This window comes from Nitrospira sp. (genome assembly GCA_029194665.1).
Classification (GTDB): Bacteria; Nitrospirota; Nitrospiria; order Nitrospirales; family Nitrospiraceae; genus Nitrospira_D.
In genome coordinates this window covers 476900-499944 of sequence record JARFXO010000001.1, presented here as the reverse complement: position 1 = coordinate 499944, position 23045 = coordinate 476900, and the positions used below count along the sequence as shown (strand labels likewise).

At 56.5% G+C, this 23045-nt stretch carries 20 protein-coding genes; 19 read left to right on the top strand and 1 reads right to left on the bottom strand.

The genetic code is table 11. The features are described from left to right. Positions 1–20 precede the first annotated feature (20 nt). Positions 21–1019 carry a methyltransferase domain-containing protein gene (locus P0119_02345; protein MDF0664896.1) on the top strand — a complete coding sequence of 333 codons (999 nt, stop codon included), beginning with the start codon at positions 21–23 and terminating at the stop codon, positions 1017–1019. Positions 1020–1092: 73 nt separating this feature from the next. On the opposite strand, the gene P0119_02340 is transcribed toward P0119_02345, so the two are convergent. Then, positions 1093–1905 carry a class I SAM-dependent methyltransferase gene (locus tag P0119_02340; protein ID MDF0664895.1) on the bottom strand — a complete coding sequence of 271 codons (813 nt, stop codon included), beginning with the start codon at positions 1903–1905 and terminating at the stop codon, positions 1093–1095. 290 nt (positions 1906–2195) lie between these two features. Between P0119_02340 and P0119_02335 the strand changes: the two genes are divergently transcribed. The 18 genes from P0119_02335 (at position 2196) to P0119_02250 (ending at position 23025) form a co-directional block, all read left to right on the top strand. Next, positions 2196–3791 carry an ATP-binding protein gene (locus P0119_02335; GenBank protein ID MDF0664894.1) on the top strand — a complete coding sequence of 532 codons (1596 nt, stop codon included), beginning with the start codon at positions 2196–2198 and terminating at the stop codon, positions 3789–3791. A gap of 34 nt (positions 3792–3825) precedes the next feature. Next, on the top strand, positions 3826–6333 hold the full coding sequence (gene uvrA, locus P0119_02330; protein MDF0664893.1) for an excinuclease ABC subunit UvrA: 2508 nt from the start codon (positions 3826–3828) through the stop codon (positions 6331–6333). A 508-nt stretch (positions 6334–6841) separates the two neighbouring features. Further along, entirely contained in the window at positions 6842–7165 is a 324-nt protein-coding gene (locus P0119_02325; GenBank protein ID MDF0664892.1) for an SEL1-like repeat protein, read from the top strand. A 1239-nt stretch (positions 7166–8404) separates the two neighbouring features. Then, positions 8405–10681: an ATP-binding protein gene (locus P0119_02320; GenBank protein ID MDF0664891.1), complete on the top strand. Its 2277-nt coding sequence runs from the start codon at positions 8405–8407 to the stop codon at positions 10679–10681. Next, positions 10671–11519: a Pvc16 family protein gene (locus P0119_02315; GenBank protein MDF0664890.1), complete on the top strand. Its 849-nt coding sequence runs from the start codon at positions 10671–10673 to the stop codon at positions 11517–11519. The genes P0119_02320 and P0119_02315 overlap by 11 nt, the downstream gene beginning before the upstream one ends. A 27-nt stretch (positions 11520–11546) precedes the next feature. After that, positions 11547–12791: a phage tail sheath subtilisin-like domain-containing protein gene (locus P0119_02310; GenBank protein ID MDF0664889.1), complete on the top strand. Its 1245-nt coding sequence runs from the start codon at positions 11547–11549 to the stop codon at positions 12789–12791. Between the two features lie 13 nt (positions 12792–12804). Further along, on the top strand, positions 12805–13986 hold the full coding sequence (locus P0119_02305) for a phage tail sheath subtilisin-like domain-containing protein (protein ID MDF0664888.1): 1182 nt from the start codon (positions 12805–12807) through the stop codon (positions 13984–13986). A gap of 42 nt (positions 13987–14028) precedes the next feature. Continuing rightward, a complete protein-coding gene (locus P0119_02300) occupies positions 14029–14463 on the top strand; it encodes a phage tail protein (GenBank protein MDF0664887.1) in 435 nt (144 codons plus the stop codon). A gap of 6 nt (positions 14464–14469) precedes the next feature. Then, positions 14470–14847: a hypothetical protein gene (locus P0119_02295; protein ID MDF0664886.1), complete on the top strand. Its 378-nt coding sequence runs from the start codon at positions 14470–14472 to the stop codon at positions 14845–14847. A 17-nt stretch (positions 14848–14864) separates the two neighbouring features. Further along, positions 14865–15005: a hypothetical protein gene (locus tag P0119_02290; GenBank protein MDF0664885.1), complete on the top strand. Its 141-nt coding sequence runs from the start codon at positions 14865–14867 to the stop codon at positions 15003–15005. 42 nt (positions 15006–15047) lie between these two features. After that, positions 15048–15575, top strand: coding sequence for a phage tail protein (locus P0119_02285; protein ID MDF0664884.1), 528 nt, complete (start codon positions 15048–15050; stop codon positions 15573–15575). A gap of 15 nt (positions 15576–15590) precedes the next feature. Further along, positions 15591–16772, top strand: a complete 1182-nt coding sequence (locus P0119_02280) for a hypothetical protein (GenBank protein MDF0664883.1) — start codon at positions 15591–15593, stop codon at positions 16770–16772. Next, positions 16763–17431 carry a LysM peptidoglycan-binding domain-containing protein gene (locus P0119_02275; protein ID MDF0664882.1) on the top strand — a complete coding sequence of 223 codons (669 nt, stop codon included), beginning with the start codon at positions 16763–16765 and terminating at the stop codon, positions 17429–17431. Before P0119_02280 ends, P0119_02275 begins: the two co-directional genes overlap by 10 nt. 26 nt (positions 17432–17457) lie before the next feature. Continuing rightward, complete coding sequence (locus P0119_02270) at positions 17458–18513, top strand: contractile injection system protein, VgrG/Pvc8 family (protein MDF0664881.1); 1056 nt, start codon at positions 17458–17460, stop codon at positions 18511–18513. After that, entirely contained in the window at positions 18510–19157 is a 648-nt protein-coding gene (locus P0119_02265) for a phage baseplate assembly protein V (GenBank protein MDF0664880.1), read from the top strand. The genes P0119_02270 and P0119_02265 overlap by 4 nt, the downstream gene beginning before the upstream one ends. Positions 19158–19160: 3 nt before the next feature. Next, positions 19161–19559, top strand: coding sequence for a PAAR domain-containing protein (locus tag P0119_02260; GenBank protein MDF0664879.1), 399 nt, complete (start codon positions 19161–19163; stop codon positions 19557–19559). Between the two features lie 14 nt (positions 19560–19573). Continuing rightward, positions 19574–19969 carry a GPW/gp25 family protein gene (locus P0119_02255; GenBank protein MDF0664878.1) on the top strand — a complete coding sequence of 132 codons (396 nt, stop codon included), beginning with the start codon at positions 19574–19576 and terminating at the stop codon, positions 19967–19969. Further along, on the top strand, positions 19969–23025 hold the full coding sequence (locus P0119_02250; protein ID MDF0664877.1) for a putative baseplate assembly protein: 3057 nt from the start codon (positions 19969–19971) through the stop codon (positions 23023–23025). The genes P0119_02255 and P0119_02250 overlap by 1 nt, the downstream gene beginning before the upstream one ends. Positions 23026–23045 lie beyond the last annotated feature (20 nt).

The window sequence follows — 23045 nt, the reverse complement described above, 5'->3', positions numbered from 1 at the left end:
CGTTAATCCAGGCATTCGATATGATGAACATTTTCATAGTGGCGATTGTCCTTCTCCTGGTCTTACCGCTGATTGGATTAGTGCTGTACTTGCTCTTTCCCCGCAAATATCAGTCTGCCGATTCTGTCGCCAATTCCTATGATGACTGGACGAATGACGGCATTCTAGAGTTCTACTGGGGCGAACATATTCATCTGGGACACTACGGCTCTCCACCCCGTAAAAAGGATTTTCGCAAAGCCAAGTCAGACTTTGTGCATGAAATGGTGCGTTGGGGTGGGTTAGACAAGCTTCCTTCCGGTACGACGGTTTTAGATGTGGGCTGTGGCATCGGCGGCAGCAGTCGTATTCTGGCTCGGGATTATGGCTTTGCTGTCACAGGAATCACCCTCAGCCCTCAGCAAGTCAGACGTGCTCAAGAACTGACCTCCCCAGAGGTGAATGCTCACTTTCAGGTCGATGATGCGCTGGCACTGTCGTTCCCCGATGCCAGTTTTGATGTGGTCTGGTCGGTCGAGGCAGGACCGCACATGCCGGATAAGGCACAATTTGCCAGAGAGCTCATGCGCGTTCTGAAACCGGGTGGAATTCTGGTTGTTGCCGATTGGAATCAGCGGGACGATCGCCGGGTCCCACTCAATTTTTGGGAAAAGCCAGTGATGCGACAACTTCTGGATCAGTGGTCTCATCCAGCATTTGCCAGCATTGAAGAGTTTTCAGAATTACTGGAGGCAACCGGACTGGTGGCGGGTGAAGTGACCACAGCGGATTGGACTGCCGAAACTTTACCCTCGTGGTTCGATTCCATCTGGCAGGGAATGGTCCGTCCAGATGGGATTGTTCGGTTTGGCGTGATCGGGTTCATTAAATCATTGCGGGAAGTGCCCACGTTCCTGTTAATGCATCTGGCATTTGGGGCAGGGCTGTGTCGCTTTGGCATGTTTCGGGCCGTGCATGCCGATGTCCCTACGAGTGAGATGTTGTCTGCGCAGACGGATGACAGGCTTGTGCGATCCTGAGTGCCAGTGATGCTCTAGCTCCCCAGAATGCCGACTATGATGTCGTCATTGTCGGCGGTGGACTTGAGCACTGTTATTTGGTCGCTACATGAATAGCGACAATTCCACCGCTGAGGTTCTTGTACGACACCTGACGAAACCCTGCATCGCGTAGGATCTGGCACAACCGTTCTTGGTCGGGAAACGTCCGGATCGACGCTGGAAGGTACTCGTAGACGCCGGTGCGGTCGCGGGCGACCATGGTGCCGATCCAGGGCAGCAGTTTGAAGGAATACCAATCGTAGAGCGTTCGCAACCAACCGAACACCGGACGCGAAAATTCCAGACACACGAAGCGGCCGCCGGGTTTCATCACACGGCGGATCTCCTTCACGGCTCCCGGCAAATCTCCGACGTTCCGCATGCAGAAACCGGTGGTGACCGCGTCGAAGGTGTTGTCTCCAAATCCCAAATGTTCCGCGCTTGCCTGGAGGCAGGTGATCTTGTCGGTGAGGCCTTTACCCCCGATCTTCTTGAAACCCTCCACCAGCATGGCGTGGTTCAGATCTGATGCGATCACGCGCCCCTTGGGTCCCATGCGCGATTCGACAAGGAGGGCGAGGTCGGCTGTTCCGGATCCCACATCGAGCGCCGTTCCTCGTCCCACCGGAGTAATGAAGGAGGCGGTCATTTTCTTCCAATGGTAATGCAGACCGAAACTCAACAGCGTGTTATTCAGGTCGTAGACCCGCGCAATGGCGGTGAACATCCGCTGCACCGCATCCTCGCGAGCCTGGCCGGACCATGTCGAGACGACCTTGGCTGGCGTCTGGGACTCTTTGGCCAATGGAGGATGGTCGGTTTTCACCATGCGATCGTGGTAGCACCCGGTTTCAAGCTTTGTCAAGGTAAGACAGCCCTGGGCTTCCGTGGTATGCTCGACACCTCAGTTCGTCTCCCGAATCGAAGCGTAGCGGAATGGAGCAATTGCTCGCGACGATATTTCAGCAACCTCTCTCAGAGCGCCGGCTTCCTAAGTTCTTCCGGCCATGACCAATCCGTACACAACTTGAGAAAGTAGTCGCGCAATAATTCTGCCTCGCAACGGCAGTGCTGACGATGCACCCTTGACGTGATGCCCATTCCCTCCGATACTGCCCCTTCCGTCACTCCGCTCTTCTGAGAAAGGACCAGGGTTTGGGCGAAACACGCGTTGACCTCCAACATCTCCTCGAAGACCTGCGCGATGCCTATCCCGGCGCGCTCGAAGAAACCATCCTCACTGAAGTGGTGGCCAATTCACTCGACTCCGGCGCCACCTGCCTCCATTTGAAGACGGACCCGGCGTCATCAACTCTGACCATCGTGGATGACGGATCGGGGATGAGACGAAGAGACCTTGTACGTTACCACGATCTGGCCGCCAGCACGAAGACACGGGGGCATGGCATCGGCTTCGCCGGAGTCGGAATCAAGCTTGGTCTGTTGGTCTGTGAAGACGTCGTTACCGAAACCAGGCGCGGCAAGGAACATGTGGCGAGCCTCTGGCACTTGGCTGGACGGCACAAGGCGCCGTGGAAATGGATTCCTCCGCCGGGGTTGGTGCACGATCGCGGCACGGCGGTACAGCTGAAACTGCACAACGCGCTCTCGCCGCTTCTGGACGAAGGCTATCTCGAAGGGACGCTGCGGCGGCAGTACCAACCGTTGCTTGAGCCGGAGTTCGACGAGATTCTGAGCCAACATTATCCGAAAGGGTTTCACTTCGAGGTCAACGGTCGAGTGTTGGCGCGCCATCATGCCCGTGGCGTCGAGGTATCGCGAATTGCCGTGTGTTTGGCGCGCAAACGCAGGCCGACCGCAGTCGGCTACCTGACGCGGCACGAGACACCGGTCCCGGATGACCAGCGCGGCATGGCGATTAGTACGTTCGGCAAGGTCATTAAGCGCGGATGGGATTGGCTTGGCCTCACGCCGGCTGCGCCAGACAGAATGGCCGGGATGATCGAAGCGCCGGCCCTCGCCGCCGCCCTCACGCTTAACAAGGGAGACTTCGTCCGCGTCGGCTCGCGGGGCGCTCTGTACCTGGGGTATCGCAAGGCGATTCAGGAGGCGGTCTCGCAGCAACTGGCTCATTGGGGCGATATCAGGGAATCCGCTGATAAGGCGAACCGGCGAGCCGTACGGCCGATGGAACGAGACCTGGAAACCGTCTTGGTGGAGCTGGCGGAAGAATTTCCGCTGCTGGCGTCGCTGGTCGAGCGACGAGCCGGAGGTCAGAAGCGATTGCCTATCGAGCAATCGGACTCCGCCGAAGACGGGCAGGCACTGCTTGCACTATCGGTTATGACTCAGGCCGAAGTCCCAGTGGAGGCTATTTCCCCTGATGAGGCACTCCAGGAACCGACTGAAATCCAAGCGCCGGTCGAAGAGGTGAATGATGAACCGCTCCCTCAACAGGAACCTTCTCCGGGCGTCGCCGTCGTTCCGGGAGCCAAGGGACGCTCTCGGCCCGGCCGTTATGGACTCAGCATCCGATTCGAATCATTGGAGGGAGATCTGGACCTCGGGCGTCTTGTCGAATCGACCGTCGTCATCAACGATACCCATCCTGCCTATCGCCGAGCCGTCGCGTCCCGCTCCGAGGGGTACCACATCGCGCTGACCGTGTCGTTGGCCTTGGCGAGATTGGCTGTACCGCCGGCTGAAGAACATGAGTTCGTGACGGCATTTCTGACTCACTGGGGTGAAGCGCTCGATCGGACTCCTCGCAGATCGCGCAAGCGTCGGTAGCCGTCCGAAGTCGCATGCTATAATCCATTTCCCCATGGGCAACTCCATCATCATCAAGGGCGCGCGAGAACACAATCTCAAGAATATCGACGTGGAGATTCCGCGCGACAAGCTGGTGGTCATCACCGGTTTGAGTGGGTCGGGGAAATCCTCCCTCGCCTTCGACACCATCTATGCGGAGGGTCAGCGGCGGTACGTCGAGTCATTGTCAGCCTATGCTCGGCAATTCCTCGAACAGATGGGCAAGCCTGATGTCGATTCCATCGAAGGCCTGTCTCCCGCGATCTCCATCGAACAGAAAAGCACGAGCCATAATCCCCGTTCTACCGTCGGCACCGTCACGGAAATCTACGACTATCTTCGGCTGCTCTTTGCCCGCGTCGGGCACCCCTACTGTTTCCAATGCGGAGAAGAGATCACCGCGCAGACCGTCCAGCAAATGGTCGATGCGATTGCCTCGCTGCCGGAAGGGGAAAAGTTTCAGATTCTGGCGCCGATCGTGCGTGGGCGAAAGGGCGAATACAGGAAGGAACTGCTGGAGATGCGAAAGGCGGGCTATGTCCGCGCTCGCGTCGATGGCAAGATTGTCGATCTGGGCGAAGACATTGCCCTTGATAAACAGAAGAAACACACGATCGAAATCATCGTCGATCGGCTAGTGATGAAACCAGGCGATGCTCTCATGCGGCGACTGGCCGATTCCGTCGAAACGTCGGTCAAGCTGACCGGGGGCTTGGTCGGGGTCCTAACGGAAGACGCTCGAACGAGGCTCTACAGTGACAAGCTGGCCTGTATCAACTGCGGTGTGAGCTATCCGGAAGTCACCCCACGGATATTTTCCTTCAATAGCCCACACGGAGCTTGTCCGGCTTGCGATGGGATCGGCTCTGCCATGATGCCGGGTGATCAAGAGGAAGAGGATTTCACGCTATTGGAACCTTGTCAGGTCTGCCATGGGGCAAGACTGAGGCCGGAAAGTCTGTCGATTAAACTCGCCAAGCAGTCGATCGCTGAAGTGACCAGGCTTTCGGTTCGTGCTGCGGCGGAGTTTTTCCTGTCGCTGAAGTTTACCGATCGAGAACTGGTCATCGCGCATCGGATTCTGAAAGAGATACGCGAACGGCTCGGCTTTCTCGTCAATGTGGGGTTGGACTATCTGACGCTCGATCGAGCTGCGGCGACCTTATCCGGAGGCGAAGGGCAGCGGATCCGCTTAGCGACGCAGATTGGGTCCGGCTTGGTCGGCGTGTTGTACATCCTGGACGAGCCCTCGATCGGACTTCATCAGCGCGACAATCGCCGGTTGTTGCAGACGTTGCTGAGACTACGGGATCTCGGCAACACGGTGGTGGTTGTTGAGCATGATGCGGAGACGATGCAGGCCGCCGATCATCTTCTCGACATGGGACCCGGCGCCGGCTCGCATGGCGGCCATGTGATCGCGCAAGGGACGCCTCAACAGATCATGGGCGATCCCAATTCGCTGACGGGCCAGTACCTGCGTGGCGTTCAGACTGTGTCAGTGCCGCAACGACAACGGAAAGAGCGGGGGACGCTGTCGATAGTTGGAGCACAGAAGCATAATCTGAAAAATGTGACCGCGCGCATTCCGCTGGGACTCTTCACCTGTGTGACCGGGGTGTCCGGATCAGGGAAGAGCACACTCGTGCTCGAGGTCCTGTTCCACTCACTCTCGCAGCTGCTGTACCACAAGAAACCGAAGATCGATGGGTGCAAAGAATTGAAAGGCGTCGGCGCGCTCGACAAAGTGATCGATATCGATCAATCGCCGATCGGCCGGACGCCGAGGTCGAATCCCGCAACCTACACGGGCTTGTTCGGGTACATCCGTGATCTTTATTCGAATCTTCCGGAATCACGTGTTCGTGGCTATAAGCCGGGGCGCTACAGCTTCAACGTAAAAGGGGGGCGGTGCGAGGCTTGTCAGGGCGACGGACTCATCAAGATCGAGATGCATTTCCTGCCGGATGTCTATGTGACCTGCGAGGTCTGCAAGGGGCAACGATACAACCGCGAAACACTTGAAATCCTCCATAAGGGGAAAAGCATTGCCGATGTGCTGAATATGACGGTGGACGATGCGTTGGAGTTCTTCGAACATATCCCGTTGATCAAGGCGAAACTTCAGACTCTACACGATGTCGGTCTGCACTATGTGAAGCTCGGCCAGTCGGCGACAACACTTTCCGGCGGCGAAGCGCAGCGGGTTAAACTTTCGCGCGAACTCTCCAAGCGAGCAACAGGTCGCACGATGTATATCCTCGATGAGCCGACGACTGGTCTGCATTTCGCCGATGTGCAGCGGCTGCTGGATGTGCTGGATCGGCTCGTCGAAGCAGGAAATACCGTGCTGGTGATTGAGCACAATCTAGACGTGATCAAAAATGCCGACTGGATCATCGACCTGGGGCCGGAAGGTGGAGATCGCGGCGGTGAGATTGTGGTGGAGGGACCGCCGAGAGAAATTGCCAAGTCGAAGCGGTCGTATACGGGCCAAGTGTTGAAGGAAGCAGGCGTGTAGGGGGCTGGCTCCGCCACCAGGCGGTGCCTGTCCCCGTTATCGGACGAGCGGTGATTATAGAAGGGATAAGCGTTGTCAGTTTGCCGTAATGCGATGAATCCTGGCGCTAGCCGAATCGGTACCCCTGGCTGCGTGCGACCATAACGCGCGATATGAATCGCATGCCGCCACCCACGGCACCTTCTCCAGCTGTATCTCACTGCTTTCGCCATGACGACTTCCGAAAGCTCAATCCTATCCACCCCCACTGACACTTGGCTTTCCAGCACACCGAACAAATGATCTCGCAAGCTATTGCTTAAAAGCTCGCCCGCCTTGCGTACTATCTGCAATCAGCTATCAGTAGGCTTGAACAAAGCACTGGTAAAGTTTGAATGTTTTTTGCATCAAGCTTCGCAACGAGTAAGACAAATTTTACCAGTGTCTTGAATAAGCAGATGAGGTGCTTTTGAATTTTCTACAAGAGCTATGCGCGTTTGATTTTTCTGCAACAGCTATGGAGGCTGCCATGACAAACATTAAGACGATCTCGCTGGTAGCGCTATCCGCTCTACTAATGGGCGGAGGTCTCTGCAATGTACGGGCACAGATGCAACGGCCATTGAATCCTCAAGCCGCTCAGGACTATGCGTCGGACTCAGAGAAAGCCGAAGAGGGAGATGGCGAAGCTGCGTACCGCGTAGGGAAAGCTCTTGAATCTGGCCGTTTGGGAGGGCTAAAGGATCTGAAGAAGGCGCTCGCGTTTTACAGGCTCGCGGCGCAGGAGGGTCATCAGGAAGCAGCCGAGAGGGTGGCCAAAATTGAGGCCGAACTGAGCCAGAGCCAAGAGTAACAGGAAACATCGCTTCCCTCTCTCGGATACTAACCACTCAGAGACAGCGGTGACGTCTATCCATAAAGATGGACCATCCCTGAAAGATCGTCATAAGGACGATTTAGGAGCAACAGCGGGCGAATTGGCCACCCGTCTGCCTCAACTATAAATATCAAACGATACTTTTCTCGCCGACGGCGAACGCCACGCGCCAGAAGCATCATTCGAAGTGCGGTCGCATCAAGATCACTCCCGCCCACACGGTGATGGGATGATCGGCCAACGTCAAGCCGACCTTCGGGCCGAGCGGCGATCCGGGGTGACGATGGCCTCGCATGCCAATTCTCCTATGCCCCTACGATAATTGAGCCTTCTACTCGACCACTCTACCCATCTACCCATCAACTGTGGAATCCAGGATTATTGCCATCGATGATGTCCAATACCATCATGTCAGGGGAATGGATGACTTTCGCATTCAGAACCTACAGGGACATAGTGTTGTGATCACCTCAAGGAAGGCCAGATCTCCTGTGACAGTGCTTTGATTCCTGCCGGTGTCGAAATAATCGATCTTCTGAAACAAGTGAATGCGCGTCGGACCTTGCCGAAAGCACAGATGCAGAATCGAGCGGGCATCGGCTTTGATTTTACTTCGGCGGCCAGGAGAGAAATTGCGTCTGGTGCGTGCATCTAAGTATTCCCCGAGTACGAGCGATTACGCACACAACGCCCTTGCGAATTAGCTCGGGTCAAGACCAATACCAGGATCCCGCATGTCATTTGTGATCTTGTGATAGGGCATTCATGCACTGCGCGTGCGGCGATCGATGGGAGAGGCGAAGGTTGGTACTAAGAGTACGGCTGGCACTGAATGTGCTGTCAAGGAAAAGAAATGTGGATCAGGTGTTCTGAGCCATCGACGTGTACGATAGACCACTTATAAGAGTGTGCCATTACGATAATATATGAGAGGCACAATTTATGGGATTCAGGCTCAGTTCGAGAGGCGCTGTGCGAAGTGCTTCGAGATCGGCCATGGGGCCTTCGATTTCCTGCTCCATAATAACCTGCGTGCTCAGGAATGGAGCGAAGGTGCGGCCTCGGTTATTTCATGCATGGCACAGATGATCCGTAACGATTCCGAAAGTGAGCCTTCTTGTCTCAAGGCCCTCCGGGTGACCAACCGGCACGGAAATGACGAGGTTCAACGGAGTGGCGCACAGGATGTTGAGGAATCAATATGGGAGCGAATCAGTGGGCAGGTTATCAGTCGTTAGGCCGAGAATGAGCGCCGGCGAGTCGAACACCCAGGCCGTAGGATTCAAGGAAACCGCCGGTTCAAACCGGTCTTCGATAAATAAGTCGGAAGCCATCTCTCAGCTGCTCCCATGGCTCAATTGGGTGGACGAACGCATTCGGTGCGCGCTGTCGGCCGGACAGGGGGTCGACGGAACGGAATCAGCCAACGACTCCTTCCGGGGTCTTTACATCACGCCGCGTGACGTTGATCTACTCCTTGCCCAACCACCCAGCCAGCCGCTGTTCGGGCACAACAGGCCTCAGACGCTTCCAGAGCATTTGCCGCTGCCTTCCGGTTTCTCTCGATTAGCGAAAGCCTGTCGCCTCTCCCCCTTCGATATCGCCGTCCTGTTTATCGCGTTGGCGCCGGAGTTCGACCTGCGTTACGAGAAACTATACGCCTATCTGCAGGACGACATCAGTCGACGTCGGCCGACCGTTGATCTGGCGCTGAATCTCCTCTGTGTCACCGTCCAAGACAAGCTCGAGCGGCGGGAGCATTTCTCATCTACCGCTCCGCTGCTCCACCACAATCTACTCCGATTGATCCCTGATCCGAATCAACCTCAGCCGCCGTTGCTGAGCCACTACCTGACAGTCGACGAGCAGGTCACCAATTTCTTGCTGGGGCAAGAGCGCCTGGACTCACGGCTGGTCCCCTATTGTCGAATTCTCACAGAGAGAGCCTTTCGAGCCGGTTCACAGGCGGATATGCAGGAAGAGGCCGCATATCAACAGACGCTCTTGACGGTGATTCGCCGATCGCTCGATGTCCAGCGGTCCGTCACACTCTATTTCCATGGACCAGGCAGTGCCTGGACGCTTCACACGGTTGAAGTCTTGGTCGGTTGCATGGGGGCATCGTTGTTGGTGCTGGATGTGGCGCGGGCTCTGGGCTCTGGAGCGGATCTTGAACAACTGTTCAAACTGGCGTTGCGCGACGCGATGCTGCACGAGGCGATTCTCTGCATTCACGGTGTAGATGTACTCTGCGCGCCTGACCGGATCCTTCAGTACCAGCGATTTGTGGAGGTGCTTGCCCAAGCTGAAGGCCTGACAATCCTAACGGGAGGCGAACCCTGGATACCTTCCGGGAGCGGCCCAGCCGGTGTGATCGCTGTCCCCGTCGGAATGCCGGACTTTGCCCAACGCCGTGCCCATTGGAGCCACAATCTGGAGATCGCAGGCATCCCACTCGGTGTCTCTGATGTGGACGCGCTGGCGAGCCGGTTCCGGTTGATGCCGGATCAAATCTCGGACGCAGTGGTAGCGGCTTCCAATGCCGCCCAGTGGCGGACCGATGTCCGATCCGACGATGCCCCGCCTTCTTCCGCTAGGTCCCACGCTACGGTGGAGGAGGTCTTTGCCGCCGCCTGCGCGCAGTCCGGGCGGGATTTGTCGAAGTTGGTGCGGAAGGTCGATGTGAAACACACCTTGGACGACATTGTGTTGCCGCCGGATCAACTGGCGCAATTGAAAGAAATTTCCGAGCAGGGTCGGCACCGGCATATCGTCTTTGGCGAGTGGGGGTTCGATCGCAAGCTTTCGATGGGTAAGGGGCTGAATGTCATGTTCTCAGGCCCGCCGGGAACAGGGAAAACAATGGCGGCAGAAATCATCGCGAGGGAACTCCATTTCCCCTTATACAAGATCGATCTTTCACAAGTGGTCAGCAAATATATCGGAGAAACGGAAAAACACCTCGATCGGATTTTTGCCGCCGCCCAACGCACCAATGCGATCTTGTTTTTCGATGAAGCAGACGCGCTTTTCGGCAAACGAACGGAAGTCCGGGATGCTCACGATCGGTATGCCAATATTGAAGTCGGGTATCTCCTGCAAAAAATGGAAGAATACGAAGGTGTCGCCGTCCTTGCAACCAATGTGCGTCAACATATGGACGAGGCCTTTGTCCGACGAATGCAGGTGATCGTGGAATTTCCCTTTCCCGATGAGATGCATCGCCGACACATCTGGGAAATCATGTTCCCGCGCGAAGCGCCGTTGGCAAGTGACGTGGACTTGTTCTTGCTGGCGCGCGAGGTCAGGTTGGCGGGCGGGAATATTAAGAATATCTCGCTGGCCGCCGCCTTCTATGCCGCAGGCGACGGTGGGATGATCAGGATGTCTCACCTTATACAGGCGGCCCGGCGTGAGCATCAAAAGTTAGGTCGAACGTGGAATGATGCAGTGTGGAGTCAGGCAGGAGTCGCATCGCGGCATGATTCGTGATTTGAGTCTGACATTGAAAAAGATCTTGGAAGATTCGAAGCTTCCGGACCCCTTAAAGACGGCACGAATCGTCTTCGACCACCCAGCGGCGCCGTTTGCTCCCACGCAGCTGACGGTGGATGTCTTTCTCTACGATATTCGCGAGAACCTGGAGCTGCGGAGTAACGAACCGATCATTGAGCGGAACAAGGGACAAGCGACCATGGTCCGATCACCTAAGCGCGTGGCCTGTTCCTACCTCATCACGGCATGGCCCGTCGGGGGAGAAGAACCGGCGCTGCAGGAGCAGCGGATACTCAGCCAGGTATTGATGGCGCTTTCACAATATCCAACGATTCCAGCCTCTTTCTTGCAGGGAAGTCTTGTCGGGCAAGAGCCACCGCTACCGATGATCACTGCACAATCCGACGGGTTGAAGGACCCTCATGAATTTTGGGCAGCTATTGGGAACCATCTCCGGCCATCCATCACGGTGACGGTCACGATTGCAATGCAATCGTTCATGCCGGTAACCGCCCCCCTTGTGATGACCGAAGTGCTTCACGTGGGTGAGCGGACCTCACTCGAAGCAGAGGAAATGAAGCCGGCCACTCGGCTCGAACTCTTCAGTATCAGCGGGCGGGTCACAGATGCGACAGGAGGCCCTGCGACTGACGCGACGATCGTACTCGTCGAAAGTAATATGGCCGCGACCACAGATGTCGACGGACGCTATCACATCAGAATGATGCGGGCGGGTGCGTATACCTTGCGCGTTCAAAAAGATGCGGCAATAAAACAAGTCGGTATTACGGTTCCAGCATCGGCTCAAGACAATTACGACGTGCGGTTGCCCTAGTTACCAGCCCTACAAGGAGGACGACCTATGCCAAGCTATCTCTCACCAGGTGTGTATGTTGAAGAAGTGCCGTCGGCCATTAAGGCAATCGCCGGTGTGAGCACAAGTACGGCCGGTTTTATCGGGATCGTGCCGGACAAGATTCATCTCGTCGCCGAAGACGAAGCGCCCGCCACCAAGTTCGTTGACTTCTCTTTGCCGACGTTGAGCAAGATGCCGAGGCTGATTACCAACTGGACGCAGTTCACACAAGCGTTCGGCGGTCTGGTGGGTGATTCAGCTGGTCCCAAAACCGCCGATCCAAGTCCTGCGATTGACGAAGGACACCGCCGTTTGGCTCACGCGGTGTACGGGTTTTTCAACAACGGGGGGAGTCGCTGCTTTGTCGTGCGGATCAAGGATAGTGCGGAACTGGATGATGCGCTGCGGGCTTTTTCGGCGATTGATGAAATCGCACTTGTCGCTGCTCCCGGTGTAACCGACGATGCCTCACGCGACATGATCGTCTCACACTGTTTCCAAACAGCTGATCGGTTTGCCATTCTCGACGGTCCGTCGACCACCGATGATTTAACGAAGTTGACGAAGACAGCTGCTGATGCCGGCCTGATGCCCAAGAAGACCGATTTTGCGGCCTGGTATTTCCCTTGGATTCAGGCGTTCGATCCTGCCACCAAATTGCAGAAGCCTAATGAGGATGGAGCCTTGGCAGTTCCTCCCAGCGGGCATTTGGCGGGTATCTATGCGCGTGTGGATACGCAACGTGGTGTCCACAAGACACCGGCCAATGAGGCCATTCTCGGCGTGCTCAACGTCACACAACCATTGAGCAAAGCCGATCAAGACGGGCTGAATCCCAAGGGCGTCAATTGCATTCGCTCGCTCAACGACAACATTTTGGTATGGGGAGGGCGAACGGTCGGCGGAGACGCGAATGCGGACCTTAAGTATATCAGTGTGCGGCGAACCTTGTTGTTCCTGCGAAAGTCCATCGGTGAGGGGACGCAATGGGTTGTGTTTGAGCCGAACACCACTGCGGTGTGGCAGAAAATCATCCGGAATGTCTCAGCCTTTTTAACGAATGTTTGGCGTTCAGGGGCGCTGTTCGGAACGACACCGGAGCAAGCATTTTATGTCAAATGCGATGCGGAGACCAACCCCCCCGAGCTGCGTGAACTGGGTCAAGTGGTGACGGAAATCGGTGTGGCCATTGTCCGTCCGGCGGAGTTTGTGATTTTCCGTATCAGCCAGGCCGTGGCTCAAGGCAAGTAAGGCGGAATCCCGGATGGCATCGCTCTATCAAAGTCCTGGGGTCTATCGGGAAGAGGTCTTCCTTAAGCCGGAAGCGAAACTGCCGACCGGCGTCCCGGGGTTTGTCGGCTTTGCGGATGACCGGGTGAAGAAGGAAATCACCATCAATATTCCCTTCTCCATCCACCGCCAGGCTGAATTCGTCACGCGGCCTGACGGCCGAGCCGGCGGCTATTTAGCTGATGCCGTGTCGGGGTTCTTTCAAAACGGAGGCCTTCGTTGCTATGTGGTGCTCGCGGACCCCGATCTGAAAAAAGATCGGGAGGCATCGTTGAAGGATGCAATCAAGGCGTTGGGACCGTTGAACGATCTCGATCTCGTCGCAGTGCCCGATGCCATGCTCTTGCAACAGCCGAATGCCAGGCTGGACACGCAGGCCGTGATGCGGGTTCAATCCGACGCGTTGATTCACTGCGCGACGCACGGCAACCGACTGGCGCTGTTGGATGCGTTACAGGATGGGGCGACGGACGTCCCGGTACTCGCCCAACGACACACTCTTGGCCTGGGGCAGGCAGAACCGATCAACGGAGCTTTGTACTATCCCTGGCTCAAAACATCGGATGGACGGTTTGTGCCTCCTTGTGGTCACGTTGCGGGCATTGTGGCGCAGACTGATGCCAAAGTCGGAGTGTTCAAGGCGCCGGCGAACGAGGAACTATTGGGTGTGCTGGACGTGGAAGTTTCCGTGGACAACCGGATGCAAGGTGAACTCAATCCAGAAGGCATCAATGTCATGCGGGCATTTCCGGGACGGGGGATTCGTGTCTGGGGTGCGCGCACACTCAGCCGTGATCCCAATTGGCGGTATATCAACGTGCGCAGGCTGATTCTCACCGTGCGTCGCTGGATCGATCAGAATATGACATGGGCCACGTTTGAAACCAACGACCGGCGTTTGTGGGTGCGTATAGGGCGGGAGCTCGGAACCTATTTGGTCGGTTTATGGCGTGCCGGTGGACTTCGAGGACAAACGGTGGAAGAAGCCTTCTATATCAAATGTGATGAGGAAACCAACCCACCCGATGTTCGTGAAGCGGGAATGGTCGTCACAGAAATGGGCTTGGCTCCGAGGTCTCCCGCTGAGTTTGTCGTCCTGCGGATCATTCATCGTCTTGGGAGCAGAGAGCTGCCGAGAGATATCGAGCTTACGTAGCGGCGGTCGGCGACCGCAATCAACCGGATAAGGAGGGTGCTTATGGCGACAGGAGCAAGAACAGATCCCTATCGTGACTTTAATTTCATGGTCGAGATCGACGGGATTACCCAAGCGGGCTTTCAGGAGTGTAGCGGCTTGGATTCCAGCACGGACCCCGTCGATTATCGCGAAGGTACCGATCCTAATCATGTGCGAAAGTTGAGCGGACTGCATAAATATACCGCCCTCACGCTCAAACGTGGGATCACGGACTCCGATGAGTTGTGGAAATGGCGCAAGACCGTTGTCGACGGCAAGACGGAACGAAAGAACGGATCGATCATTCTGCTGAACGAAGCCGGTGTCGAGAAGGTTCGTTGGAATTTTTTGGGAGGATGGCCGTCAAAATGGACCGGTCCATCGTTGAATGCGACCGGGACAGCGGTGGCTGTTGAAACCTTGGAAATCACTCATGAGGAGCTGAAGAAAGCGTAGACCCCAATGGTACAGACCGAATTTCCATTCACGTTACCGGTCGGCTATGTGGATGCCGCCGGAGGAATGCATAAAGAAGGAGTGATGCGTCTGGCCACAGCCTACGACGAAATTATTCCATTGAAAGACCCGCGAGTGCATGCGAATCCGGGGTATCTGTTGATCATCCTGCTTTCCCGGGTGGTGACCAGGCTCGGGACGCTCGACCATATCAATCCAAAAATGATGGAAGGGTTGTTTGCCGCCGATTTGGCATATTTGCAGGATCTCTATCGGCGAATCAATGAAAGCGGTGGCAGCCACGTCCGCACTCAATGTCCGCACTGTGAAAAGCAGTTTTCCGTGGAGCTGAGCACCGTGGGGGAATTTGGCGCTACCCCTTAGAGCGGCTGTACGAGGAGGTGGCGTATATTTCGTATCATTTTCACTGGCCGCATGAGCAGATCGTCTGGTTCGATCATCTCGAACGCCGGCGATGGGTGGCGGAAATCGCCAAGATCAATCAACGGCTCAACGAACAAGGGGAAACGCTGAGGGGATAAGGAAATATCTCCAAGCTAAGCTGGAAGAGGAAAAAAAGACCCATGCCGTCCTTCGGACTCAATGGCGCCGCCGCTCTGACGAGCAATCTACTGGGGGTGCGTCTCGATCCGTACCAGTCGCACAATTTTCTTGTCGAAGTGGAAGGGATTCTGGTCGGCAGTTTTTCCGAATGCAGCGGGCTGCAAGTAGAGACTGAAACGACTCCTTATCGGGAAGGCGGCCTGAATGAATATGAGCACCATTTCGCCGGCCCGACCAAATATCCATCGTTGATTCTCAAACATGGACTGACGCAACTGTTCGGGCTTTGGAATTGGCATCAGGACGTGGCGAAGGGAAAGATCCAACGCAGAAACGGAACGATCTATCTTCTGGATAAGCAAGCGATTCCCGTGATCTGGTGGAATTTTACCGATGCCTTCCCCGTGAAATGGACCGGCCCCGATTTTCGCGCCGGTTCCGCGGAAGTGGCATTCGAAAGTGTTGAACTCGTTCATCGCGGTCTGAGTCGGCCGACCTTGGCTGCGCTGGCCGCAGGCATCGGCGCCGCAACGGCCAGACTGTTGTAAAGGAACTCTGCCGGCATGGATGAGTCGCAGGATGCAGTACCTATCGGAGCGAATGAGACGGATCGGAGGGGAGATCAGTCTTCTCCTCTCGCATCGCGTTTGATTCGGCGGATCACACAGCCGATCGGTGTGGTCGACGTGCGGCATCCGGAGGAAATCTATGAACGCACGACCACGTGGCTGAGCAAACGGTTCCCCCTTCTGGAGTCGATGATGGCCCGCTGCCGAAACAGCGACGATGTCGCTTTCGAATCCAGCGGGTCTGTGTTGAGGATGGCCGGGATGGATGGAGCTGGAAATGAGGAAGAACGTGTCGCACCACCTCCTGTGACCGTCTTGCCGCGTCTAACCGCATCCTCTTTTTCGTCGCCCTCGGGCTCTGTCACCGGTGAACCGCTCCCCTCCTCTTCTCCAACATTGTTCCGCGTCAGTCGGAGACCGCATCGTGGCGTCGCTCCCTCATCAGCAAGCGGGACTTCGAAACTGAGCGCTGAAACCGGCGAGAAGATGCCGCGAGCGAGCCACCCGGTTCATCGCGTCGAAGAAAAGGCGGACCTGTCGGTCGGATCAGCGATGGGAGGACGGAGCGGGGCGTCTCAACCGGTGACTCACCGACAGGGTCCCGTTCAGTTGCGCGAGTCATCCAACATACGAGCGGCGGAACTGCTTGCTTCTGATGGCGGATCAGCTGGTACGGAAGAGAGGTTGGTTCTTCAGAAAGCGGTGCCTGAGCAGGAACAGCCGCGAGGAGACGCCGGTCCGGCGCCTCCTTTCACTCATCATGAAAAGCGTTCCGGTCCGTTCGTCATGACGGAGCGAGTGGGAGGACAAGTTGAACGGATGCCGTGGCTGTCGAGCCGTATGCAAACGAGCGGGCAACATTCTCGTGTGTCTCCTTCTTCCGAAGAAGCGAACGTCAATCCGATGGTGTGGAAGACGCGGGCACGCTCGATAGAGAACGTAGAAGAGGCATTGCACAATCTCAATTGCCGGGTCATGCAGCGCCAGGAGCATGAAGCCGGACCGGCTGAAGCGGTACCGAGCCTCGTCACGCAAGCTCACACGACACCGCAGTCTGCGACGAGTCCGCAGGAGGCGAAGGTTGATATCGGCGCCCTCGCCGAAACAGTGAGTCGCGTGATTGCTCGTCAACTGATTGCCGAGCGTGAGCGACGAGGAGTGGATGGATGGCGTTAGAAAAAATCAAACTGACTCCGTTGGACGCAAAGGGGCATCCGGTTGAAAGCCGATCCTTCCATGTGCTGTTCAATCCCAACACCTATTCGATTTCTAAGTCCGTGACATGGAACGGGTCTCCGGATAGAGCGCTGAATGCGCCGCCGTTGACATTCGGCGGCGGCGACAGTCGTGTCCTCACGCTGAATCTTTTTTATGATGTCACCGATCCATCGGCTTTAGGGGGAAAACCGATCAAGGATGTCCGTCAAGAAACGAACAAAATGGTCGCTCTGACTCAAATCGAGCGCAAACGCGACCGTCCTCCAGCCGTCATGGTCTTGTGGGGAGGCGCTCCACCCCATAATTCTGATTTCCCGTTTATCGGAGTGGTCACTCAGTTGTCACAGACATTCAAGTTGTTTACGAACGAGGGAGTTCCGGTGCGGGCGGAATTGTCCGTGATTTTTAAGGAATACAAAGACCCGAAAAAAGATAAGCAGGAGACTGATCCCGACTTCACGACAAGGTTGGTCAAACGAGGCGATACCTTGAGCAGCATTGCGGCGGAACTGTACGGCGATCCTAGGACGTGGCGGAGAATTGCAGACGCCAATTCTCTGGACGACCCACGACGGCTTGAAATCGGTCGCCGGTTGTCCATTCCAGGCACGAATTGAAGGCGTTACTGAGCGGGGGGACATAAATGCCGGATTCAGGTCTGCTCGTTCCGGTGGTGGATGTTTTTACGAATGGGCGACCACTGGCTCCCGAAGTCGAACTGATGAGCGTCACCGTTGATGACACTGTGGATCTCCCCGGCATGTTTGTCATGGAAATCCTCAACTCAGACGCGGCGTCCGGGGAGTGGATCCTCGATCAACAACAATTTGCCGTCGGGAATGAGGTAGAAATCAAGCTTGGGTATGCAGATGGAGGGAATCTCGCCTCCGTCATGAAGGGTGAAATCACGGGAATGGAGGTGGAGTTCACCTGGTCTACTTTGCCGAAGGTGACGGTGCGGGGATACGATCGCCGGCATCGTCTCCAACGCGGTCGGAAGTCCCGCACGTTTGTTAAGCAGACGGACAGCGACATTGCCAAAACAATTGCGCAGGAAGCGGGACTTTCAGCGAACACGAAGGACAGCCGTGTGCAATATGATTATGTGCTCCAGGCGAATCAAACCGATATGGAATTTTTGCTCGAGCGAGCCGGACGGATCCAATACGACCTCACAATCGACGACGAGACGCTGAATTTCCTTCCGGTCGCCAATGCGGAGGGGAGTCTTCTCACCCTGACGCTGAAAGATGATTTGATGGAATTTTCCTCACGATTGTCTTCGATCGGACAGGTTGATCAAAGGATCATCCGGGGATGGGATCCTAAACAGAAAAAGTCGTTGGTCGGCGTGGGACGAGAAGCCAATGTCACGACCAAAATGGGGGGGGCAAGGAGCGGGGCTGCGGTGGCGACACGGGCATTCGGCGCCGCGACAGGGACGACGACGGATAGTCCTGTGATGACCCAGGCGGAGGCGGATGCAGTCGCCAAGGCCGCCATCAATGCATCGGTCTTGGGATTTATTACCGGAGAAGGCCTGTGCGCGGGGCGGACCGACCTGCGGGCCGGGAAGGTGATTACGCTCGGCGGTTTGGGGAAACAGTTCAGCGGGCAATATTATGTCACGGCAGTCAGTCATCGGTGTAGAGAAGGCGGGTATACCACCCGCTTTACGGTTCGGAGGAATGCGGTATGAATTTGTACGACCTTCTCAGTGATCCAGAAGGACCGAAAGCCGTGACGTCAAAAATAATCGGCGTCGTAGTGGGACTTGTGACCAACAATCAGGATCCCGACAAAATGGGCCGGGTGAAACTCACATTTCCATGGCTGAGCGATGAAGAGGAAGGCTATTGGGCGCGCATGGCGGTTCCGATGGCAGGGAATGAGCGGGGGATATATTTTCTCCCGGAAGTGAATGATGAAGTGCTCGTCGCCTTCGAGCAGGGCGATGCGCGGTTTCCCTATGTAGTCGGCGCGCTCTGGAACGGGAGAGACGCGCCGCCGGCTGAAAACGGCGACGGGAAAAACAATGTTCGCGTCATCAAGTCGCGCAGCGGCCACGTCATCCGACTGACCGACGAAGACGGCAAAGAAAAAATAGAACTTGTGGACAAGAGCGGGAACAATTCGGTGGTCTTCGATACAGCCGAGAATACGATTACGATCACGGCTGACAAAGATATCGTCCTGTCGGCGTCAAAGGGAAGTATCAAGCTGAACGCCCGGCAAATAGAGGTCACATCCTCGGCTGATGCCAAGATCGAAGCCAAAGCGGGAGTGGATGTGAAGGCCGGGGCGACGATGAACATCAAAGGACAAGTCGTGAACATTAATTGAACTATGGGACAACCTGCGGCCAAAAGAAACGACCGGATTATTGCGGTCGATACCCATATCGTCATGGTCCCGACGCCGACGGGTCCTCAGCCAACGCCGCTGCCTCATCCATTTATGGGTATCATCAACGGTAATCTCAGCAACAATGTCAACATCATGGGTCAGCCGGCCGCCACCGTCGACAGCACGGCGGATAATACACCGGCTCATATTCCGACACCGCCTGGCACCGCGTTTCAAAATCCGCCGGCGAACAAGGCGACCATCAAGCTTGGAAGCCCAACGGTGAGGATCAACGGCAAAATGGTCGCGCGGAACGGTGATATGGCGATGACATGCAACGATCCCGCGGATATGTTGGTCGGTCAGGTCATTGCCGTCGGCACGGTGTTGATCGGATAGAAGGAGGGACAAGCATGTCCAGGCCGCTGCTTGGTATCGGCATGGGGTATCCGGTTTCAGTGGATGAACAGGGATCGTTCGCCCTTGCGGCCTATGAGGAAAGCGTTCGTCAATCTGTGTGGATCATATTGGGAACAGCGAAAGGCGAGCGGGTCATGCGTCCGGACTTCGGATGCGGCATTTATGATTTGGTCTTCGACATCAATAGCGCCGCAACCGCAGGCACTGCGGCGCAAGCCGTACGTGACGCTTTGTTGGCGTTCGAGCCCCGCATCGATGTGGTGGAGGTGAATGTCGCGCCGGATGACGGGGGAGCGGCCTTGGTGATCAGTGTCGACTATCAGGTTCGCGCGACGAATAACGCGTTCAATTTGGTGTATCCATTCTATCTCGAAAGGAGCGCGGTGTGATGTCCGGCCAGGCCCCTCTCATCGATCAACGGACGGCCTCGCACATCGCGATGCAGGTGCGCAAGTTAGTGAAGACCTACACGGTGGGCTATCCGGAAGCGAATCCGGCCGAAGGTGTCGGCGCGGCGTTGGTCGGCATCGTCGGGCGATTTTCGGAAATTATCCTCCAGCGACTCAATAAGGTACCGGAGAAAAATCTCCTTGCCTTCCTGGATTTGCTCGGCGCGTCGCTGACTCCTCCGCAATCAGCGCGTGTGCCGCTTACGTTCTCATTAGCTCAAGGGAGCATCATAGACGGGGTGGTTCCTCAAGGGACTCAGGTCTCGGCTCCTCCGGCTGAAGGGAAACAAGAACCGGTCGTGTTTGAGACGGAGCGGGAACTGGTGGTCACGGCGGCGCAGTTAACCTCGATCCTCGTCCGCGAACCGGCGTACGACCGGTACGATGATTTCAGCGGACTCAGTTCCGCCCCTGTGGATGCCGGCGTGCCGGCGTTTCGAGGCAGTCGTCCGATCGAGCACCTCACATATTTAGGGCAGGATGAGGCGTTAGGGGTGTCCAATTTGAGGACTGTGACGTTGAGCATCGTGCTGGATCAGGCCATCGAAAACCCAGATCCACGAAAGATCATATGGGAGAGTTGGGACGGGGCGGCAGGAATTCCTCTCTCCCCTAACGATGGGACGGCCGATCTGACAAAAAGCGGCGAGATTGTGTTTACGACAGGGTTGTCTTCTTTCTCCAGGCAGGTCGTAGGGGAAAAGGCCGGCCGATGGATTCGGGGTCGATTGGTCACGCCGATTTCGCCGGCCGGGCAAGCCCAAAGTGGGATGGTGCGCGCCGATCAGTTGCCGCGAGTGACGTCGATGACGATGCAGACCACCGTCGGGAAAGACGGACTAGCCGTGGATCACGCCTTCGCCGGCTCGGCTCCGGTGGATACCACCAAGGATTTCTATCCATTCGGAGAAAAGCCGAGATTCAGCGATGCATGGTACATAGCCGGCAAAGATGCCTTCTCGCAGGCCGGCGCGAAGGTCACGCTGACCATCACCCTGACGGATCCGGCATCCGGGATTCCGGCTCCGAGGACCGATGGAAATCCGAAGTTGGTGTGGGAATGTTGGGACGGCACAACCTGGGTTGGGATAGGAACGGCTACCGCAGGCAGTGAAACGACAACGACCACATTTTCAGATACAACACGCGGCTTCACTCAATCCGGCATTGTCGCGCTGACGTTGCCGACGACGGTCAGGCCGACGACGGTCAATGGAGCCGAGAACTACTGGTTACGTGTGCGACTGGCATCGGGTAACTACGGGACCGAGGCTCGCTTCGAACTGATCGATCCGACTCACCCCGAGAAGGGGTATAAGCTTATCCCAGCAACGTTCGCTCCGCCATCGATCGGCCGATTGACCGTGGGATATAGCTTGACGACGGTGGCAACTCCGCTGAGCGCCGTGGTGACCTACAATGATTTCTCGTATGAGGATGTCACGGGTAAGGCGTTTGCGCCGTTTCGACCGGTACAAGACTCGCATCCGACATTGTACTTCGGATTGACTCGTCCTCCAGCCAGGGCGACGTTCCCTAATAATACGCTGAGCCTGTACGTCCGCATTCGTGAAACGATCTATGGCGCGACGCCGGATAACCCTTCTCCGGCGTCGTCACCGCGTCTGGTGTGGCAAATGAAGGACGGACAAGGTTGGCAAAAGATCGGCGTGAGCGATGACACACAAGATCTGACGAGACCGGGATTGGTGGAGTTCTTGCCTCCAGCGGGGCTTGTACCGGGATCGGCTTTTGGAGTCGAGCGGTACTGGCTTCGCGCGCAGTGGGAATCCGGTGACTATCGATTCCTGCCGAAAATACGGCAGGTCGCTCTCAATACCGTAATGGCGTCGCAACTGATATCTGTAACCAGTGAAATCCTTGGGTCTGGAAACGCGGCTGAGAATCAGCGGTTTTCGACGGCGCACGCTCCGGTGTTGGCCGGTCAGCGGCTGGAAGTACGTGAGCCGGAGATGGCGACCGCCGCAGAGCGAGCGACTCTTGAACGGGAAGAGGGAGCGGACGCCGTTTCTGTGTTGCTCGATCCGACCGGATGTCCGGAGGAGATTTGGGTGCGGTGGCATGAAGTGCCCGATTTCTACGGCTCGGGTCCGCGCGATCGGCATTATGTGATGAACCACTCGACGGGGGAAATTCGTTTCGGCAATGGAGTCAATGGCTTGGCTCCTCCGACCGGCATCGGGAATATCAGAATGGCGTGGTATCAAACCGGCGGCGGCGCAGCAGGCAATAGACCGGCCGGCACGATCGTTCAACTCAACCGGACGATTCCCTATGTCGATAAGGTGACGAATCTCGACGCCTCATCTGGAGGAGCTGAAGCTGAACTTCCGGCGGACCTCTTGAATCGCGCTCCACGTGCCATCCGTCATCGTGGGCGGGCCGTGACATTGGAAGATTATGAAGATTTGGCCGTTCTGGCGTCTCCCGATGTCGCCAGAGCCAAATGTGTGCCGTTGCGTGATCTAATCGATGATCCGCTCGATACGAAACCCAGAGCGCCGGGAGCCGTCAGTGTCGTGATCGTGCCGTGTTCGAGTGAAGCGAAGCCTCTACCGAGTCTGGAACTCACGACCCGCGTTCAAAGCTATCTGGAGCGGTACAGCGTGCCGACGGCGACCGTGGCAGTGGTCGGGCCACTCTATGTGAAGGTCAATATTACCGTGGAAATCGCTCTCGTTTCCTTGGACAGAGCAGGCCCTGTCGAGCAGGCTGCGCAAGATCGGCTTGCCGCATTTTTGCATCCTCTGGTCGGAGGCCAGGACGGGAATGGGTGGGCATTTGGCCGTGTACCAAGCAAATCGGATATCTATGCCACACTCGGAACGATCTCCGGCCTGGATCATGTTCGATCGTTGAGGCTGGAGCTCGTCGTCGATTTGCCGGATGTGGACCTGCAAGCGGTCACAGCCACCGGGCGATTCTTAGTTTATTCGGGCCTGCATCGGATTGCGTCTATTTCTGAAGAGACGTGATGAAGAACAAGTGGAGCCGC

Coding starts and splice junctions, on each gene's coding strand:
- P0119_02345 (MDF0664896.1), top strand. CDS start 21: ATGATGAACATTTTCATAGTGGCGATTGTCCTTCTCCTGGTCTTACCG.
- uvrA (MDF0664893.1), top strand. CDS start 3,826: ATGGGCAACTCCATCATCATCAAGGGCGCGCGAGAACACAATCTCAAG.
- P0119_02325 (MDF0664892.1), top strand. CDS start 6,842: ATGACAAACATTAAGACGATCTCGCTGGTAGCGCTATCCGCTCTACTA.
- P0119_02315 (MDF0664890.1), top strand. CDS start 10,671: ATGATTCGTGATTTGAGTCTGACATTGAAAAAGATCTTGGAAGATTCG.
- P0119_02310 (MDF0664889.1), top strand. CDS start 11,547: ATGCCAAGCTATCTCTCACCAGGTGTGTATGTTGAAGAAGTGCCGTCG.
- P0119_02305 (MDF0664888.1), top strand. CDS start 12,805: ATGGCATCGCTCTATCAAAGTCCTGGGGTCTATCGGGAAGAGGTCTTC.
- P0119_02300 (MDF0664887.1), top strand. CDS start 14,029: ATGGCGACAGGAGCAAGAACAGATCCCTATCGTGACTTTAATTTCATG.
- P0119_02295 (MDF0664886.1), top strand. CDS start 14,470: ATGGTACAGACCGAATTTCCATTCACGTTACCGGTCGGCTATGTGGAT.
- P0119_02285 (MDF0664884.1), top strand. CDS start 15,048: ATGCCGTCCTTCGGACTCAATGGCGCCGCCGCTCTGACGAGCAATCTA.
- P0119_02280 (MDF0664883.1), top strand. CDS start 15,591: ATGGATGAGTCGCAGGATGCAGTACCTATCGGAGCGAATGAGACGGAT.
- P0119_02275 (MDF0664882.1), top strand. CDS start 16,763: ATGGCGTTAGAAAAAATCAAACTGACTCCGTTGGACGCAAAGGGGCAT.
- P0119_02270 (MDF0664881.1), top strand. CDS start 17,458: ATGCCGGATTCAGGTCTGCTCGTTCCGGTGGTGGATGTTTTTACGAAT.
- P0119_02265 (MDF0664880.1), top strand. CDS start 18,510: ATGAATTTGTACGACCTTCTCAGTGATCCAGAAGGACCGAAAGCCGTG.
- P0119_02260 (MDF0664879.1), top strand. CDS start 19,161: ATGGGACAACCTGCGGCCAAAAGAAACGACCGGATTATTGCGGTCGAT.
- P0119_02255 (MDF0664878.1), top strand. CDS start 19,574: ATGTCCAGGCCGCTGCTTGGTATCGGCATGGGGTATCCGGTTTCAGTG.
- P0119_02250 (MDF0664877.1), top strand. CDS start 19,969: ATGTCCGGCCAGGCCCCTCTCATCGATCAACGGACGGCCTCGCACATC.